General features: G+C 68.0%; 18 protein-coding genes. 11 read left to right on the top strand and 7 right to left on the bottom strand.

All coding sequences use genetic code 11. The annotated features are described in order from the left end of the window. The first annotated feature begins 20 nt into the window (after positions 1-20). The 5 genes from AU188_RS12840 to ribD are packed head-to-tail and all read left to right on the top strand — an operon-like array spanning position 21 to position 4591. The gene (locus AU188_RS12840; RefSeq protein ID WP_059164093.1) at positions 21-557 is read left to right on the top strand and encodes a LemA family protein; all 537 of its coding nucleotides are present in this window, start codon (positions 21-23) and stop codon (positions 555-557) included. A gap of 45 nt (positions 558-602) precedes the next feature. Next, positions 603-1532 carry a methionyl-tRNA formyltransferase gene (fmt, locus tag AU188_RS12835; protein ID WP_059164092.1) on the top strand — a complete coding sequence of 310 codons (930 nt, stop codon included), beginning with the start codon at positions 603-605 and terminating at the stop codon, positions 1530-1532. Continuing rightward, positions 1529-2911 carry an RsmB/NOP family class I SAM-dependent RNA methyltransferase gene (locus AU188_RS12830; RefSeq protein WP_059164091.1) on the top strand — a complete coding sequence of 461 codons (1383 nt, stop codon included), beginning with the start codon at positions 1529-1531 and terminating at the stop codon, positions 2909-2911. Before fmt ends, AU188_RS12830 begins: the two co-directional genes overlap by 4 nt. A gap of 4 nt (positions 2912-2915) precedes the next feature. Then, positions 2916-3593, top strand: a complete 678-nt coding sequence (gene rpe, locus AU188_RS12825; RefSeq protein WP_059164090.1) for a ribulose-phosphate 3-epimerase — start codon at positions 2916-2918, stop codon at positions 3591-3593. Beyond that, positions 3590-4591 (top strand): bifunctional diaminohydroxyphosphoribosylaminopyrimidine deaminase/5-amino-6-(5-phosphoribosylamino)uracil reductase RibD, encoded by a 1002-nt coding sequence (ribD, locus tag AU188_RS12820; RefSeq protein ID WP_059164089.1) that lies wholly within the window; start codon positions 3590-3592, stop codon positions 4589-4591. The genes rpe and ribD overlap by 4 nt, the downstream gene beginning before the upstream one ends. On the opposite strand, the gene AU188_RS12815 is transcribed toward ribD, so the two are convergent. Genes AU188_RS12815 through AU188_RS12805 form a run of 3 tightly spaced genes read right to left on the bottom strand, consistent with a single transcriptional unit; the run spans position 4572 to position 7242 of the window. After that, complete coding sequence (locus AU188_RS12815; protein WP_059164088.1) at positions 4572-5588, bottom strand: ATP-binding cassette domain-containing protein; 1017 nt, start codon at positions 5586-5588, stop codon at positions 4572-4574. The genes ribD and AU188_RS12815 overlap by 20 nt on opposite strands. A 3-nt stretch (positions 5589-5591) precedes the next feature. After that, positions 5592-6641 (bottom strand): ABC transporter permease, encoded by a 1050-nt coding sequence (locus AU188_RS12810; RefSeq protein WP_059164087.1) that lies wholly within the window; start codon positions 6639-6641, stop codon positions 5592-5594. Between the two features lie 46 nt (positions 6642-6687). Continuing rightward, positions 6688-7242, bottom strand: a complete 555-nt coding sequence (locus AU188_RS12805; protein ID WP_172799487.1) for a type 1 glutamine amidotransferase domain-containing protein — start codon at positions 7240-7242, stop codon at positions 6688-6690. A 169-nt stretch (positions 7243-7411) separates the two neighbouring features. Here AU188_RS12805 and AU188_RS25525 point away from each other — a divergent pair, with 169 nt between their 5' ends. Beyond that, a complete protein-coding gene (locus AU188_RS25525) occupies positions 7412-7567 on the top strand; it encodes a hypothetical protein (RefSeq protein WP_172799486.1) in 156 nt (51 codons plus the stop codon). Here the strand turns inward: AU188_RS25525 and AU188_RS12800 are convergent. Further along, a complete protein-coding gene (locus tag AU188_RS12800) occupies positions 7564-9171 on the bottom strand; it encodes an MFS transporter (protein ID WP_059164100.1) in 1608 nt (535 codons plus the stop codon). The two genes, AU188_RS25525 and AU188_RS12800, sit on opposite strands and share 4 nt — an antisense overlap. Next, complete coding sequence (locus AU188_RS12795; protein WP_059164086.1) at positions 9171-9872, bottom strand: LppX_LprAFG lipoprotein; 702 nt, start codon at positions 9870-9872, stop codon at positions 9171-9173. The genes AU188_RS12800 and AU188_RS12795 overlap by 1 nt, the downstream gene beginning before the upstream one ends. A gap of 70 nt (positions 9873-9942) precedes the next feature. On the opposite strand from AU188_RS12795, the gene AU188_RS12790 reads away from it, so the two are divergent. The 5 genes from AU188_RS12790 (at position 9943) to AU188_RS12770 (ending at position 13227) form a co-directional block, all read left to right on the top strand. Then, a complete protein-coding gene (locus tag AU188_RS12790; RefSeq protein ID WP_059164085.1) occupies positions 9943-10551 on the top strand; it encodes a riboflavin synthase in 609 nt (202 codons plus the stop codon). A 29-nt stretch (positions 10552-10580) separates the two neighbouring features. After that, positions 10581-10874 carry a DUF732 domain-containing protein gene (locus AU188_RS12785; RefSeq protein WP_082686619.1) on the top strand — a complete coding sequence of 98 codons (294 nt, stop codon included), beginning with the start codon at positions 10581-10583 and terminating at the stop codon, positions 10872-10874. Positions 10875-10989: 115 nt separating this feature from the next. Next, positions 10990-12309, top strand: a complete 1320-nt coding sequence (locus AU188_RS12780) for a bifunctional 3,4-dihydroxy-2-butanone-4-phosphate synthase/GTP cyclohydrolase II (protein ID WP_059164099.1) — start codon at positions 10990-10992, stop codon at positions 12307-12309. Continuing rightward, the gene (gene ribH, locus AU188_RS12775) at positions 12306-12785 is read left to right on the top strand and encodes a 6,7-dimethyl-8-ribityllumazine synthase (RefSeq protein ID WP_059164083.1); all 480 of its coding nucleotides are present in this window, start codon (positions 12306-12308) and stop codon (positions 12783-12785) included. The genes AU188_RS12780 and ribH overlap by 4 nt, the downstream gene beginning before the upstream one ends. Beyond that, positions 12778-13227: a PH domain-containing protein gene (locus tag AU188_RS12770; RefSeq protein WP_059164082.1), complete on the top strand. Its 450-nt coding sequence runs from the start codon at positions 12778-12780 to the stop codon at positions 13225-13227. The genes ribH and AU188_RS12770 overlap by 8 nt, the downstream gene beginning before the upstream one ends. Here AU188_RS12770 and AU188_RS12765 read toward each other — a convergent pair. Together AU188_RS12765 and AU188_RS12760 are read right to left on the bottom strand one after the other, a co-directional pair. Beyond that, entirely contained in the window at positions 13214-13681 is a 468-nt protein-coding gene (locus AU188_RS12765) for a GNAT family N-acetyltransferase (RefSeq protein WP_059164081.1), read from the bottom strand. The genes AU188_RS12770 and AU188_RS12765 overlap by 14 nt on opposite strands. Continuing rightward, positions 13678-15645 carry a gamma-glutamyltransferase family protein gene (locus tag AU188_RS12760; RefSeq protein WP_172799485.1) on the bottom strand — a complete coding sequence of 656 codons (1968 nt, stop codon included), beginning with the start codon at positions 15643-15645 and terminating at the stop codon, positions 13678-13680. The genes AU188_RS12765 and AU188_RS12760 overlap by 4 nt, the downstream gene beginning before the upstream one ends. Positions 15646-15673 lie beyond the last annotated feature (28 nt).

The following is a 15673-nucleotide window of genomic DNA, read 5'->3' as shown; positions in this document are numbered from 1 at the left end:
GGCGGGGGAGGAGGCGGGTCATGGTGACATTTCTGTTGGTGTTTGCGCTTGTGCTGGCGGTACTGGCGTTCGTCGTCTTCGTGGTCGGCTACAACAAGCTGCGTGCCGCGGACGTGCGAGTTGCCGAGGCGCTCAGCGGTATCGATGTCGAACTCACGCGCCGCGCATCGCTGATCCCGAGCCTCGTGCACACCGTGCAGACCTTCGCCGCACACGAGAAGGGCATCCTCGACCACGTCACCAACGCCCGCGCGGCGTTGACCTCGGCGACGGCCGGTGAGTCGGTGGCCCAGCGCAGCACCGCGGAGAAGGACCTCGACACCGCGCTGGCCCCGCTGCTGGCTCTCGGACAGGACTATCCGCAGCTGAACTCGTCGAACAACTTCCTCAACTTGCAGGAGAACCTCACCGACAGCGAGAACAAGCTCGCGTTCGCGCGCCAGTACTACAACGATTCCGTCGCCACACTGAACCGCTTGATCACCACGATCCCGTGGATGTTCGTCGCACCGCTGACCGGTGTCGCGGAGCGGGAGTATTACCAGACACCGCGCTGAACACGCATCGGTATCCGCGCCGAATGCGCTCTCTACACTGGCGCGGTGCGCATCGTCTTCGCCGGGACGCCCGAGCCCGCCGTGCCGTCGCTGCGTCGGCTCGTCGAATCGCCACGTCATGACGTCGTTGCGGTGCTGACCCGCCCAGACGCCGCCTCGGGCCGGCGCGGGAGACCGTCCCCGTCGCCGGTGGCCCGGTTCGCACTCGATCACGACATCCCCGTGCTGCGGCCGCCGAAGCCCAACTCCGATGAGTTCGTCGCCGAACTGACCGAGCTCGCACCGCAGTGCTGCGCCGTCGTCGCCTACGGGGCCTTGCTGAAGGACATGCTGCTCGCAGTGCCTAGCCACGGCTGGGTCAATCTGCACTTCTCACTGCTGCCCGCCTGGCGCGGGGCCGCGCCGGTGCAGGCCGCGATCGCCGCTGGCGACACCGTGACCGGTGCGACGACGTTCCAGATCGAGCCGGCGCTCGATTCCGGGCCCGTCTACGGTGTGGTCACCGAAACCATCCGACCCACCGACACCGCGGGTGAACTGCTTGAGCGACTGTCGATTTCAGGTGCGGCGCTGCTGGAAACGACTCTCGACGGGATCGCCGACGGCTCGCTCACCGCGGTGCCTCAGCCGGCCGACGGTGTGACGATCGCGCCGAAGATCACCGTCGATGAAGCGCGGGTGCGATGGGATCTGCCCGCGCACGTCGTGGAGCGACGCATCCGCGCCGTCACACCGAACCCCGGTGCGTGGACGATGTTCGGCGACCTACGGATCAAACTTGGACCCGTCGGCGTCGACGACCAGTCAGAAAGCCTGCCGCCCGGCATAATTCGGGCCGATCGCACCGGCGTACGCATCGGCACCGCGTCCGCCCCCGTCCTGCTCGGCACGGTCCAGCCACCCGGTAAGAAGCCGATGAACGCGGCCGACTGGGCCCGCGGCGCCCGCCTCGACGAAACGGCGCGAGCCGAATGACCCCGCCCCGCAAGCGGCCACGTCAGCGGCGCCAACCGCTCGACCCGGCGCGTCGCGCTGCATTCGACGTGTTGCGGGCGGTTTCGGAGAAGGACGCCTACGCCAACCTCGCACTGCCGGCGATCCTGCGGGATCGCGGGATCGGCGGCCGCGACGCCGCTTTCGCCACCGAACTCGCCTACGGGGCCTGCCGGACGAAGGGCCTGCTGGACGCCGTCATCGCCCGCGCCGCCGACCGTCCGCCGGACAGAATCGATCCTGTCCTGCTCGACCTGCTTCGACTCGGCGCCTATCAGTTGTTGCGCACGCGCGTCGAGCAACACGCCGCGGTGTCCACCACCGTTGAGCAGGCCGGCATCGAGTCCGATTCGGCGCGAGCAGGTTTCGTCAACGGCGTGCTACGCACGATCGCATCGCGCGATGAGCGGTCCTGGGTCGAGGAGCTGGCGCCCGACGCGAGCACCGATCCGATCGGACACGCGGCGTTCGTCCACGCGCATCCACGCTGGATCGCCCAGGCCTTCGCTGATGCGCTGGGCGCCGACGCCGGCGAACTCGACGCGCTGCTCGCCAGCGACAACGCCCGACCAGCGGTTCACCTCGCGGCCCGGCCCGGCGTGTTGACCGCCGCGGAATTGGCCACCCAGGTGGGCGGCACGGTCGGCCGCTATTCGCCGTACGCCGTGTACCTGACCGGCGGCGACCCCGGCCGGCTTCAGGCGGTGCGTGACGGCACCGCGCTGGTGCAGGACGAGGGCAGCCAGCTCGTGGCCCGCGCACTCACGCTGGCCGAACTCGACGGCGACGACGGCGGCCGCTGGCTTGACCTGTGCTCGGGTCCTGGCGGCAAGACCGCCATGCTCGCCGCGCTGGCCGGCGACGGACGCGTCACCGCGGTCGAGCCCGCACCCGCACGTGCCGACCTCGTCGAGCAGAACACGCGCGGCCTCCCTGTCGAGGTGCTGCGCGTCGACGGCCGCGACGCCGGCGTCGAACCCGGCTTCGACCGGGTGCTGGTGGACGCACCCTGCACGGGACTGGGTGCGCTGCGGCGCAGACCGGAGGCCCGGTGGCGGCGCCGGCCCGGCGACGTGCCGCCGCTGACCAAACTGCAACGCGAACTGCTGGCCTCCGCGATCCGACTGACGCGCCCGGGCGGCGTGGTGCTGTACGCGACCTGCTCACCGCACCTACCCGAGACCGTCGGTGTGGTCGCCGACGCGCTGCGCCGACACCCCGTGACCGCCCTGGACGCCCGGCCCTTGTTCTTCCCGGCGGGCGACCCCGTCGACGACCTCGGCGCCGGGCCGTATGTGCAGTTGTGGCCCCACCGGCACGGCACCGACGCCATGTTCGCGGCTGCGCTCAAAGTAGGGTAGGCGCATGCAAGGACCGCTGATTGCGCCGTCGATTCTGGCCGCCGACTTCGCCCGGCTCGCCGACGAGGCCGCGGCGGTGCCGGGCGCGGACTGGCTGCACGTCGACGTGATGGACAACCACTTCGTGCCGAACCTGACCATCGGCCAACCGGTCGTCGAGGCGCTGCTGAAGGTGACCGACATCCCGATGGACTGCCATCTGATGATCGAGAACCCCGACCGGTGGGCGCCGCCGTACGCCGAAGCGGGCGCGTACAACGTGACCATCCACGCCGAGGCCACCGACAACCCCGTCGGCGTCGCCCGCGACATCCGGGCGGCGGGCGCCAAGGCGGGACTCTCGGTCAAGCCCGGCACTCCGCTGGAGCCGTACCTGGAGATCTTGCCGGAGTTCGACACGCTGCTGATCATGTCGGTGGAGCCGGGCTTCGGCGGCCAGAGGTTCATCCCCGAGGTGCTGGTCAAGGTCGGCACGGCCCGGCGTCTCGTGGACGCAGGCGAGCTGACGATCGTCGTCGAGATCGACGGCGGCATCAACGCGGACACCATCGAGCAGGCCGCCGAGGCGGGAGTGGACTGCTTCGTCGCGGGATCGGCCGTCTACAGCGCGGAGGATCCCGCCGCGGCGGTGGAATCGTTGCGCCGTCAAGCCGCCGCCGCGTCCAAGCACTTGCGCCTATGAACCTCGAGGCCGCGATGCGGCTGGCGATCCAACAGGCCGACAAGGTCAAGGGCGCCACTTACCCCAATCCGCCTGTCGGAGCGGTCATTCTGGATCGCGAGCACGAGGTGGCCGGGGTCGGCGCGACCGAACCTCCCGGTGGTCCGCACGCCGAGGTGCTCGCGCTGCGCCGGGCGGGTGAGCGCGCCGTCGGCGGCACCGCCGTCGTGACGCTCGAGCCGTGCAATCACCACGGCCGGACACCGCCGTGCGTCGACACCCTTGTCGCAGCCGGTGTTTCGTCAGTTGTCTACGCGGTGGCCGATCCGAATCCGGTTGCCGCCGGGGGAGCGGCGCGACTTGCCACTACGGGACTGACAGTGGCCGCGGGTGTGCTCGCCGACGCCGTGGCGGGCGGTCCGTTACGCGAGTGGTTGCACAAACAGCGCACCGGAGCACCGCATGTGACGTGGAAGTTCGCGACAAGCGTCGACGGCCGCAGCGCGGCGGCGGACGGCAGCAGCCAGTGGATCACGAGCGAAGCCGCGCGCGCCGACGTACACCGCAGGCGTCGGGTGGCTGATGCGATCGTGGTGGGCACCGGCACGGTGTTCGTCGACGACCCGGTGCTCACCGCGCGGTTGCCGGATGGCACGCTGGCCGACCGTCAGCCATTGCGAGTCGTCGTGGGTGAGCGTGAAATCTCCCCGGAGGCAAAGGTTCTCAACGACGACTCGCGCACGATGGTGATCCGCACCCACGACCCGCACGAGGTCATCAAGGCGCTTTCCGATCGCACCGATGTGCTGCTCGAGGGCGGCCCCACATTGGCGGGAGCCTTCTTGCGCGCCGGGGTCATCGACCGCATCCTGGCCTACGTGGCGCCAATTCTGTTGGGCGGCCCGATAACCGCCGTCGACGACGTCGGGGTGCTGAGCATCGCGCACGCCCAGCGGTGGCGGTTCGACGGGATCGAACCGATCGGTCCCGACGTCCTTCTCAGCCTCGTTCCGGGGTAGCCGCTTCCTCGGCGGCCAGCGGGCGGTGCTCGATGAGTTCGCGTACCCCGGCGGCCCCCAGCTGTTCTCGGAATGCCTGCACGGTGTATCCCACCACCGTCGCGTCGGTGCGCGCCTGCGCGGTCGCCGACCGCGGCAGGTGGAACAGCGGGCCGATCTCACCGAAGTAGTCGCCCTTGGTCGCCAGCTTCAGCATCTCCTCGCTGCCTCCGGGAAGCGCGCGCACGATCTCGATCTCACCCTCGGTCACGACGTAGATGAGGTCGCCCATCGTGCCCTGTTCGAAGAGCACCTGACCGGTCTCCAACTCCACGCTCTCCGGCGGGCGATCCACCGACGCGAAGTCGGGCACCATCTCGACGACGCGGTCGGCCAGCGGCAGGATCCGGCTGTCGTGTGTCGCGACGACCACCATCCGGGAGCCGGAGGCCAACTCGCGGATCAGCTTCAGTACCTCCTCGACCTGGATGAAATCCAGGTGCGCCGTGGGCTCGTCGGCCAGGATCAGCGGCGGGTCCAACGCGATCGCACGGGCCACCGCCACCCGCTGTTGCTGCCCGCCGCTGAGGTCGCCGGGCCGGTGCTTGAGGCGGTCCTCCAGACCCACGCGGTCCAGCAGCTGTTCGGCCCGCTTGCGCGCGGCTCGGCGCGACATGCCCGAGGCGCGCAGCGGCACCATCACGTTCTCCACCGCAGTGAGACTCGGCACGAGGTTGAACGCCTGGAACACGAACCCCACAGTCTCGCGCCGGTATGTCCCAAGGTCTTTCGCGCTCAACGACGTGACGTCGACGTCCCCGAACTTGATGGTGCCGCTGGTGGGTTGCAGGATCCCGCCGAGGCAGGACAGCAGCGTCGTCTTCCCACATCCGCTCGGCCCCAACAGGATCACCAGCGAGCCGGCTGCGACATCGAGGTTCAGGCCGTCGATCGGTCGCAATGCGTGCCCGCCGCTCGAGTACTCGACCACCAGGTTCTGGATGGACAGATCACCCATGGGTCACGGACCCCCGAATGCCAGCGCAGGATCGACGGCCACCGCGCGGTGCAGGCCCGCGGCACTGGCGATCAGGCCGATCACCACCGCGACGATCGGCAGCGCGACGAACGCCTGTGTCGGCACGATGACCTGCATGGGGAACAGCGGCCCGAGCAACAGCGACAGCCCCGCCCCGACGAGGGCCGCCAGCAACGCCACGATCACCGCTTGTAGCGCCAGCCCGGCCATCACCGAACGCGTCGGCACCCCAATCGCTTTGAACACGGCGAAATCTCGCAGCCGTTCGAGCACGGACAGGTAGACGACCGAGCCGACAATCAGCGCCGCGACGATCCACAGCAGGACCGCGACGATGGTGATCGAATTGACCGCCACCTTCAGCGGCCGAAGTAGGTCCTCGATCGCGCCCGCGCGATCGACGGCGCGATAGCCGTCCGGCACCCGCTCGAGTGACCCGCGAACACCGATCGAGGCGACAAGTGGCTCACCGCCGTAGATCAGCCGCTGCGCTCCCTGTGTGGTGAGGAACACGTTGGGCAGGTTCGCCAGCGCGGTCGAGTTCTCCACGAGGCCGACGATACGCAGGGTCCGCGAAGCGATCTCGACTTCATCGCCGACATCGCGGCCCAGTGTGGTCGACACCGCGACTTCGTCGGGATCCGTGGGCGCGCGCCCTGCCGTCACGGCCGGCATGCCCGGACCGCGTTCCGGCGCACCGAAGATGTCGACATTGCGCGTCTCACCCTCCAGAGTCGCGGTGCCGCCGGCATAGGCCAGGGGAGCGGCCGCGTCGACGCCGGGTGCCGCGGCGATGCGCCGCAATTCGACGGGCGCGAACGGTGTCGCGCCCACAAAGGGACCCGATGCGCCGGCCTTGACGATGAACTGGTCGACCCCGAGCGAGTCGACCGTACGCTCGGCCTCGGTCTGGAAACCGTTGGCCAACCCGGTCAGAACGAGGGTCATCCCGAAGATGATCGCGGTGGACAACACCGCGATCGCGAAACGCCGCCTTCTCCACTGCATGTCGCGAAGCGCGGCGAGGAGCATGTTCGCGACGTTACCCAGGGCCGTCGGTCGGTGGGCCGGGTTTCGGCTACTTGGCGAAAGCGCTCACCAGCGTGTTGCAGAACGCAGGCAGGTCATCCGGTTTGCGGCTGGACACCAAAGTGTTTGGGCCGCGGGAGCATTCGACCACTTCGTCGTCGACCCAGTTGGCTCCCGCGTTGACGAGGTCGGTCTTCACGCTCGGCCATGATGTCATGGTGCGTCCACGCACCACGTCCGCCTCGATCAGCGTCCAGGGTCCGTGGCAGATGACCGCTACCGGCTTGGCCGCATCGAAGAAACCCTTCGCGAACGCGACCGCGGCGGCGTTCATGCGGAGGTTGTCCGGGTTGGCGACGCCTCCCGGCAGCACCAGGCCCGCGTAGTCGGACGCCGCCACCGAATCGGCGGATTTCTCGGCCTCGAACGTATCGGCCGGGGTCAGATGATTGAACGCCTGAATCTTGCCGACCTCCGTCGACACCAGCTCCGGGGTGCCGCCGGCCTGCTCGACGGCCTTCCAGGGTTCGGTCAACTCCACCTGCTCGACGCCTTCGGGTGCGACCAGGAACGCAATCTTCTTGCCTGTCAGTGAACTTGCCATCAGCTTTCTCCGTTGACGTGGGTGTGACCGCACGCATACCCGGCGCGGCAAGGAGCCAATCAGCGCGTTTCGTCGGTACACTCGTACCAGAGTGGGCCGCAGCGCCCCTGCTGTAATCGCGCCTTCACCGACGATTTGCGCGCAGGTGAGCACGAACAAAGGACGACCCATGACTGCATTGCAGGACTGGCTCAGCATTCGCCCAATGGACCCCCGAAGCCTCGCGGCGTTGATCTGCGACACCTTCCGAGGCCAACCCGACGAGGAGGACGCCGTCCGGCCGGCCGAGCCCGCGCTGTTGCGCCCCGGCCTCGAGCGCTGCTAGACGCCGCTGACCGAGTCAGCGTCGGTTTTCTCGGTTACGGCTGGCGGTTCGTCGGCATGCTCGTTCCTGCCGCTGATCAGCAGTCCGAGCAAGGCGCCGACGACGCAGACCACCGCTGTTGCGAGAAAAATAACCCCGTACTGCATGGTGTAGGCCTCCACGGTCGCCCGTGAAAGGCGTGCGGCTTGAGCGACCATCAAGCCGCCAGGGCTATCCGCCGTTGGGGCCGGCAGGGCGTCGAGGCGCTCCTGCAGGTACTGATTGAACTTGTACAAGCCCCATGCCGTCAGCGCAGCCAGGCCGATCAGCATGCCGATCATCCGTGCCACCACGACGGCGGCCGACGCGATGCCGTGCTGAGCCGCCGGCACCACTCGTAGTGTCGCGGAGGTCAGCGGGCCGATCACCAGTCCCAGTCCGAAGCCCGCGATCGCAAGGTCGGTGTCGAGCACCGGCAGGGCGACAAAGCCGAGGTCGTGGTGGGTCGACAGGACATCGACTCCCCAGTCCGAGATCAACCAGTACCCGCCCGCGGCGATCATGAGACCGACGAAGGTGACCACGCGGTCACCGACCCGGGTGGCAATCCATCCGCCGATGACGGCGCCGATCGGCAGCGCGATCAGGAAGCGCAGCAGCAGAAGAACCGCTCCGTTCTGGTCCTCACCGAGCACGCCCTGTCCGAACAGTTCGACATTGACGAGCGTCACCATCAGCGCGGCGCCCGCGCAGAGCGACGCCCCCAGCGCGGCGAGGAATGGCCGGAAGTGGACGCCCGCCGGCTCGATCAGCCGGGTGCGGGCGAACCGCTCCCAAACGAAGAACAGCACCAGGGCGAGCGCCGCGGCCAGGAGCACCGGCAGCCCGTAGCTCGGCAGGATCTTCTTGCCGTCGGGAGCGGGGTTGTACAGCCCGATCACCGTCAGGCCGAGCGCGACGGCGAGCAGTACGCCGCCGACCACGTCCACCCGTTCCGGGTTCTCGGACTTGAGTCGGGCGGGCAGGCTGAAATGAATCAGCACCATCGCCACGATCGCCAGCGGCAGATTGATCCAGAACACGTCTCGCCATGTGTTCAGGAGTGCGACCACAGCGATGCCGTAGAGCGGGCCCAGCACGCTGCCCAATTCCTGCGCGGCACCGATCCCGCCCAGTACCGACGCCCGATTACGGGTGGCCCACAGGTCCGCGGCCAGCGCCAGCGTGACCGGGAGCAGCGCGCCGCTCGCGACGCCTTGAATGGTGCGGCCGACCACCATCGGAACCAGATCGTTCGACATCGCGGTGACGACGGAACCGACCGCGAATCCTGCCAGGCTCAGCTGCAGGATGAACTTGCGGCCGAACCGGTCGGAGGCGCGGCCCAACAGTGGCATGGCCGCGATGTAGCCCAGCAGATAACAGGTGATGATCGGAGTCACCCGTTGCAGCTGGTTCACCGGGATGCTCAGGTCGACGATGATGTCCCTGATGATGGCGACGACGACGTAAGTGTCCAGCGCGCCGAGCAGCACCGCGAGGCCGCCCGCACTGATCGCGATCCGGCGATTCGACCTCGTCGTTGGCGTCGCCTCGGCGTCGGTCGCTCCTACTGAGACCGACATCAGGCCGCCGGCGGCTTGGCGACGGTCACCGGCTTGCCCCACTCCGACAGCGTCATGGTGATGCTGGTGTCTGCGTCGGTCTGCAGCTTGACCTGGGCCAGCTTGTGGTCGCCGTCCTCGGCGATCCATGCGGTCCCGGGCACCGGACCGGTCGCCCCGATCTGCGGCGCGATCTTGTTGACCGCGTCGGCGCTGACGTTTCCGGTGATGCGGACGGTCTTGACACCGTTGATCGTCTCGCGGCCCTCGGCCTTCGCGTCGGAGAAGTTGGCGAGCACGTTGGCCACACCCGTCTCGGGGTTGAGGATGAGCGAGGCGTCGTAGATTTCGGCGGCCGGGCCGAAATTCGACAAGCCGGCGCCCGGAGTCAGCGAGGCGTATAGGTCGCCGTCGACGACCTTGAACTCCACGCCTTCGAGGCGCTGTCCCATCATCAGGAGATTGACCTTGCCTTCGGCGGCGAAAACCGGAGCGTTGATCAGGTCGCCTTCGAGCATCTCGATCGGCAGCTTTTCGGACGGGCCCTCCATCGTCAGCTTCATGTGCGCGCTGGTCTGGTTCTTCGTGGTTTGGCTGGATTGCTGCAGGAGAGTCGCGGCATCCGGAAGGTCCTTGGCGGATTCCTCCGACTTGGAGCACCCCGCGAGGAAGGCGACGGCGGCGGCCAGGGTTGCGACGATCAGCATGAGGCGCTTGGGCATGAGTGCATCGTAGAGGGTCCGGCGATGTGGAAGCGGTCGACGGGGCGTGGTGACTGGATAGTCTGGCGGCGTGTTCACCGGAATCGTCGAAGAGGTGGGCGAGGTCGTCGACAAGGAGGAGCTAGGCGATTTCGCCCGGCTCGCGATCCGCGGACCCCTCGTGACATCGGATGCCCGCCACGGCGACTCGATCGCGGTCAACGGTGTCTGCCTGACCGTCGTCGAGGTGCGGCCCGACGGGGTGTTCACCACCGACGTCATCGGCGAGACGTTGAACCGGTCCAGCCTGGGCCGCGTCGGACCCGGCAGCCGGGTCAACTTGGAGCGTGCGGCGGCTGTCAACAGCCGCCTCGGCGGACACATCGTCCAGGGACACGTCGACGGAACCGGACACGTCGTCGCGCGCACGCCCTCGGAACGTTGGGTGGTGGTGCGTATCGCGCTGCCGACCGCACTGTCGCGCTATGTGGTGGAGAAGGGTTCCATCACCGTCGACGGGGTGTCCCTGACGGTGTCCGGTCTCGGGCACGACTGGTTCGAGGTGTCGTTGATCCCGACCACGCTCGACCTCACGACGCTCGGTCGCGCCGAGGTCGGTACCCACGTCAACCTCGAGGTCGACGTGATCGCGAAGTACGTCGAGCGGTTGCTCGCCCCGGAAAATCCGTTCACCAGCTGAAAACGGGGCTCCGCCCGTAGGCTCTGGTCATGGTCACGACATGTCGCGGTCTGATCGTTTCAGTGGCGTCTCTATCGACGCTCGCGGTGCTGACTGCAGCGCCCGTGCAGGCGGACGAAGCAACCTATCTGAAAGAGTTGGTGCCTACCTACACCCACCTGAGTCCCGAGCAGTTGCTCACGGCGGGTTACCGCGTGTGCCACGCCGAGCGCAGCGGCATCAACTCTCCTACGGCGGTCGATATGGTCTACGAAGATCTCGGGGTGTCGCTGACCGCGGCAGGTGACATCGTCAGAGCCGCCGTGGTTCACCTCGGCTGCTGACCAGACGGCTTACCGTCCCTTTCGCGGGCCTCCGATGACCACTGGCCGGGAGCCCGTCTTCCCAGGTCAGGGGAGCGGCAATAACTTCTGAACCGTGGTGGTTCATACTGAAGTGGTGACGAGGCTGGACTCTGTTGAGCGAGCGGTTGCCGACATCGCCGCGGGTAAGGCCGTCGTCGTGATCGACGATGAGGACCGCGAGAACGAGGGCGACCTCATCTTCGCCGCCGAGAAGGCCACCCCGGAACTCGTCGCGTTCATGGTCCGCTACACCTCGGGTTATCTGTGTGTGCCGCTGGACGGCGCGATCTGCGACAAGCTGGGTCTGTTGCCGATGTACGCGGTCAACCAGGACAAGCACGGCACCGCCTACACCGTCACCGTGGACGCGAAGAACGGTGTGGGAACTGGGATTTCGGCCTCGGACCGGGCGACGACGATGCGGCTGCTGGCCGACCCCGCCAGCCTCGCCGACGACTTCACCAAGCCGGGACACGTCGTGCCGCTACGCGCGAAGGACGGCGGGGTGCTGCGCCGCCCCGGCCACACCGAGGCGGCCGTCGACCTGGCCCGCCTCGCCGGACTACAACCCGCCGGTGCGATCTGCGAAATCGTCAGCCAGAAGGACGAGGGCGCGATGGCGCAGACCGACGAGCTGCGCATCTTCGCCGACGAACACGATCTGGCGCTGATCTCGATCGCCGATCTGATCGAGTGGCGGCGCAAGCACGAAAAGCACATCGAGCGCATCGCCGAGGCCCGCATCCCCACCCGTCACGGCGAGTTCCGCGCGGTCGGCTACACCAGCATCTACGACGACGTCGAGCACGTCGCCCTGGTCAGGGGCGATATCGCCGGGCCGACCAGCGACGGTCACGACGTGCTGGTGCGGGTGCACTCCGAATGCCTCACCGGCGACGTGTTCGGCTCCCAGCGCTGCGACTGCGGCCCGCAACTCGACGCCGCGATGGCGATGGTCGCCCGCGAAGGCCGCGGCGTCGTGCTGTACATGCGCGGGCACGAAGGCCGCGGCATCGGGCTCATGCACAAGCTGCAGGCGTACCAATTGCAGGACGCCGGCGACGACACCGTCGACGCCAACCTCAAGCTCGGCCTGCCCGCCGATGCCCGCGACTACGGCATCGGCGCACAGATCCTCGTCGATCTCGGGGTGCGTTCGATGCGGCTGCTGACCAACAACCCCGCCAAGCGGGTCGGCCTGGACGGCTACGGGCTGCACATCATCGAACGCGTGCCGCTTCCGGTGCGGGCCAACAAGGAGAACATCCGCTACCTGATGACCAAGCGCGACCGGATGGGTCACGACCTGAGTGGTCTCGACGACTACCACGAAGCGACCACCATGGCCGACTACGACGAGGGCGTCTACCTGCTCGGTGACCGGCGCCCGACCGATCTCGGTGGAGCCCTGTGAGTGGTACTGGTGTACCCGATCTTCCGAACATCGACGGATCGGGGCTGAAGCTGGCCATCGTGGCCAGCACATGGCACGAGACCATTTGCGACGCACTGCTCGACGGCGCCCGCAAAGTCGCCTCGGGCGCCGGCATCGACAACCCCACCGTTGTGCGGGTGTTGGGCGCCATCGAAATCCCGGTCGTGGCACAGGCGTTGGCGGCCACCCACGATGCCGTGGTGGCCTTGGGTGTGGTGATCCGCGGTGAGACACCGCATTTCGACTATGTCTGTGATGCGGTCACCCAGGGCCTGACCCGGGTGTCGCTGGACGCGTCGACACCGGTCGCCAACGGTGTGTTGACGACCAACAGCGAGCAGCAGGCCCTGGACCGTGCCGGGCTGCCCTCCTCCGCCGAAGACAAGGGAGCCCAGGCGGCCGCTGCGGCGCTGACCACGGCGCTGACCCTGCGAGGCCTTCGCGCTCATGAATGACTGGGACGTCGAGATACGCCCCCGCCTGGCAGTGTATTTCGCTTACGCCGCCGCGGCGCTGATCCTCGCCGCACACATCACCGTCGGTGCACTGTTGAAGATCGGCTCCACCGGAGTGATCTTCCGGACCGCCGACCAGGTGGCGATCGCACTGCTGGGCGTCGTCATCGCCGGTGTGGTGCTGCTGTTCGCCCGCCCCCGGCTGCGCGTCGGAGCGCCGGGGGTAGCGGTGCGGAATCTGCTCGGCGACAAAGTGGTTCCATGGTCGGACGTCGTCGACATCTCGTTCCCACGCGGCGCGCGGTGGGCCCGCGTCGATCTGCCCGACGACGAATACCTACCGGTCATGGCGATTCAGGCCGTCGACAAGGACCGCGCCGTCGACGCGATGGACCGCGTCCGCGCCCTGCACGACCGCTACAAGGACGTCAACTCACGCTGAGTGACATCGCGAGTTCCTCGCGCTTGGAAGCTGTTTGATCATCGGCGACGGTGAAGCCGAGGCTCTCGTAAACCCCGCGTGCCGCGGCATTGTCGGTCGCGACGCGCAACTTCACCGTGTGGACTTGGCTGGCGCGTGCCCAGTCGACGGCGGTCGCGACCAGACGTCGGGCCAGACCGCGGCCGCGGGCCGCCGGATCGAGCCACAGCGAGTAGAGATACACCGTCTCGGGGTTCTCCCGTTGCGCTGCGATCAGGCCGACCGGCCGGTCGCCGACCACCGCGGCGAACTGCGCATGGTCACGCAACCGGCGCCGCCACTGCGCGGCGGTGAAGGCCGCTTCGTCGCGGTAACTCGGATCGTCTTCACCCAGCGCGTCGGCCAGCGCCCGCAGCCGCATGCCCGCGAACACCCGCCAATGGGATTCGTCGAGCCGAGCGACGCACACCGTCATCGGGAGTCACCCATGACCAACCCTTCCCGGCGAGGGTCCGCCCCGCCGACGAGGCCGGTGCCGTCCCGGGCGATGGCCGACAGGCCACTCGACTGGTCGGCCAGGTCGACCTCGTGGCCGAGTTCCCGCAGTCCCTGCACGAGCGGGTCATGGTCCCCGTTATCGGCGGTATCGATGATCGGATGCTCGCCGCCGACATTCGTCTTTGGCGTGTTCGCCGCACCGAAGTCGACCATCGACACCGCCTGCTGTGGGTCGAGTCCCCAATCCAACATCCCGACAATGGTTTTCGCCACAAACTGGATGATCACCGCACCACCGGGCGAACCGAGGACGGCGTACAGGCGACCACGTTCGTCCGGCCGGCTCTGCGCCTGGTCGAAGATCAGCGTCGGCGCCATGGTGCTGCGCGGTCTCTTACCGGGTTGGATCCGGTTCGCAATGGGCGCCCCGTCGGGGCCGGTGGGCTCGGCGGAGAAGTCCGTGAGCTGGTTGTTGAGGATGAACCCGTCGACCATGTGGAACGAACCGAACGCCGATTCGACCGTGGTGGTCAACGAGGCCGCGTTGCCGTAGGAGTCGACGATGCTGACCTGGCTGGTGCCGTGTTCCCGGGTTGGCGGTGCCGGGGCCGTCGGCGGGCCGAACTCGCCGGGTTTCGCGGTCCCCATGCTGTGCTGCTCAGAGATCAGGGCGGCGCGACCGGCGAGATAGTCGCTGGCGAGCAGTGTTTCGGGTGAGTTGCCCGGCAGCGGAACGAAATCGGTATCGGCGACGTACTTGTCGCGATCGGCGTAGGCCAGTCGCTCCGCCTCGGCGATCAAATGAACGCCCATGACCGTGGGTCGGCCGCCGTTGAGATCGATGTCGGTCGGCTTGTGATCGGCCATCGGGAAGTGTTCGAGAATCCCGAGCGTGGCCGCGATTGCGATGCCGCCCGACGACGGCGGCGGCATTCCGCAGATCTCGCGTCCGCGGTACGGGCCGCACAGCGGTTCGCGTTTCTTGACGGCGTAATTGGCGAGATCCTCGACGGTCATCAGGCTGGGCGTGCGGCCGCCGGAGGTGTCGGCCGCCGCCGCCACGATGTCCCGGGCGATAGCGCCGGTGTAAAACGCCTGTGGGTCAACGGCGATGACGCCCAACGTCTTCGAGTACGCCGGATTGGTCAGCCGGGTGCCCTCCGATTTGGGGGCGCCACCGGGATTGAGGAAATATTCTGCGGCTTGGCGGTCGAGCTTGAGCTGCGGTGCGGCATCCTCGATGGCCGCTGCGAGTCGCGGGCTGATGTCGAAGCCGTCGTCGGCCATCGTGACGGCCGGGGTGAACAGATCACGCCAACCCCTCTTGCCGTGTTCGGCGTGAACTTCGGTGAGCATCCGCAGGATGCCGGGCACGCCGATCGATCGACCGGAGGCCCTGGCGTCCGGCTTGAGCTTCGTGCGGTCGGTGTCGGAAATCCAGCGAAGGTAGTTCTCCGTGGCGGCAGCCGGCGCGGTCTCGCGACCGTCGTAGGCTTGCACCTCCCCTGAGGCCGCGTCGAAGTACAGCATGAAGCCGCCGCCGCCGAAACCGGACGCCTGCGGCTCCACCAGGCCGAGGACGGCCTGCGCGGTGACGAGCGCGTCCGCCGCGGTGCCGCCGTCGCGCAGCACTTCGCAGGCGGCTTGGGTGGCCAACGGATTGGCGGTGACGACCGAATATGTGGCCGTGCGGACCGGCGTCATGTCGGTGCGGTAGCCCGTGGCCACCTCCGGGTTGGTGGAGATGTCCCTGGAGGTGGGGGGAGCCCCTGGAGAGGATTCGGCGGGTGGGGCCGTCGTCTTGGCTACCGGCGTGCCGTTCTCGACGATCGCGCACGGTCCCGCGGCGGGTTCGCCGGCGTCCTCTGCGGCGCAGCCGGCCAGCACCATGATCATCCCCGTCAGCGGCGCCATCACATTCATCAGTGAGGAGATCCGCATCACTCGACGGTAGTGGATCGGGGACGTC

Origin of the sequence: Mycobacterium sp. IS-3022 (genome assembly GCF_001500065.1) — a bacterium.
In the GTDB taxonomy this organism is placed as follows: domain Bacteria; phylum Actinomycetota; class Actinomycetes; order Mycobacteriales; family Mycobacteriaceae; genus Mycobacterium.
The sequence above is the reverse complement of the archived record's forward strand: the minus strand, read 5'-3'. Positions and strand labels throughout refer to the sequence as shown.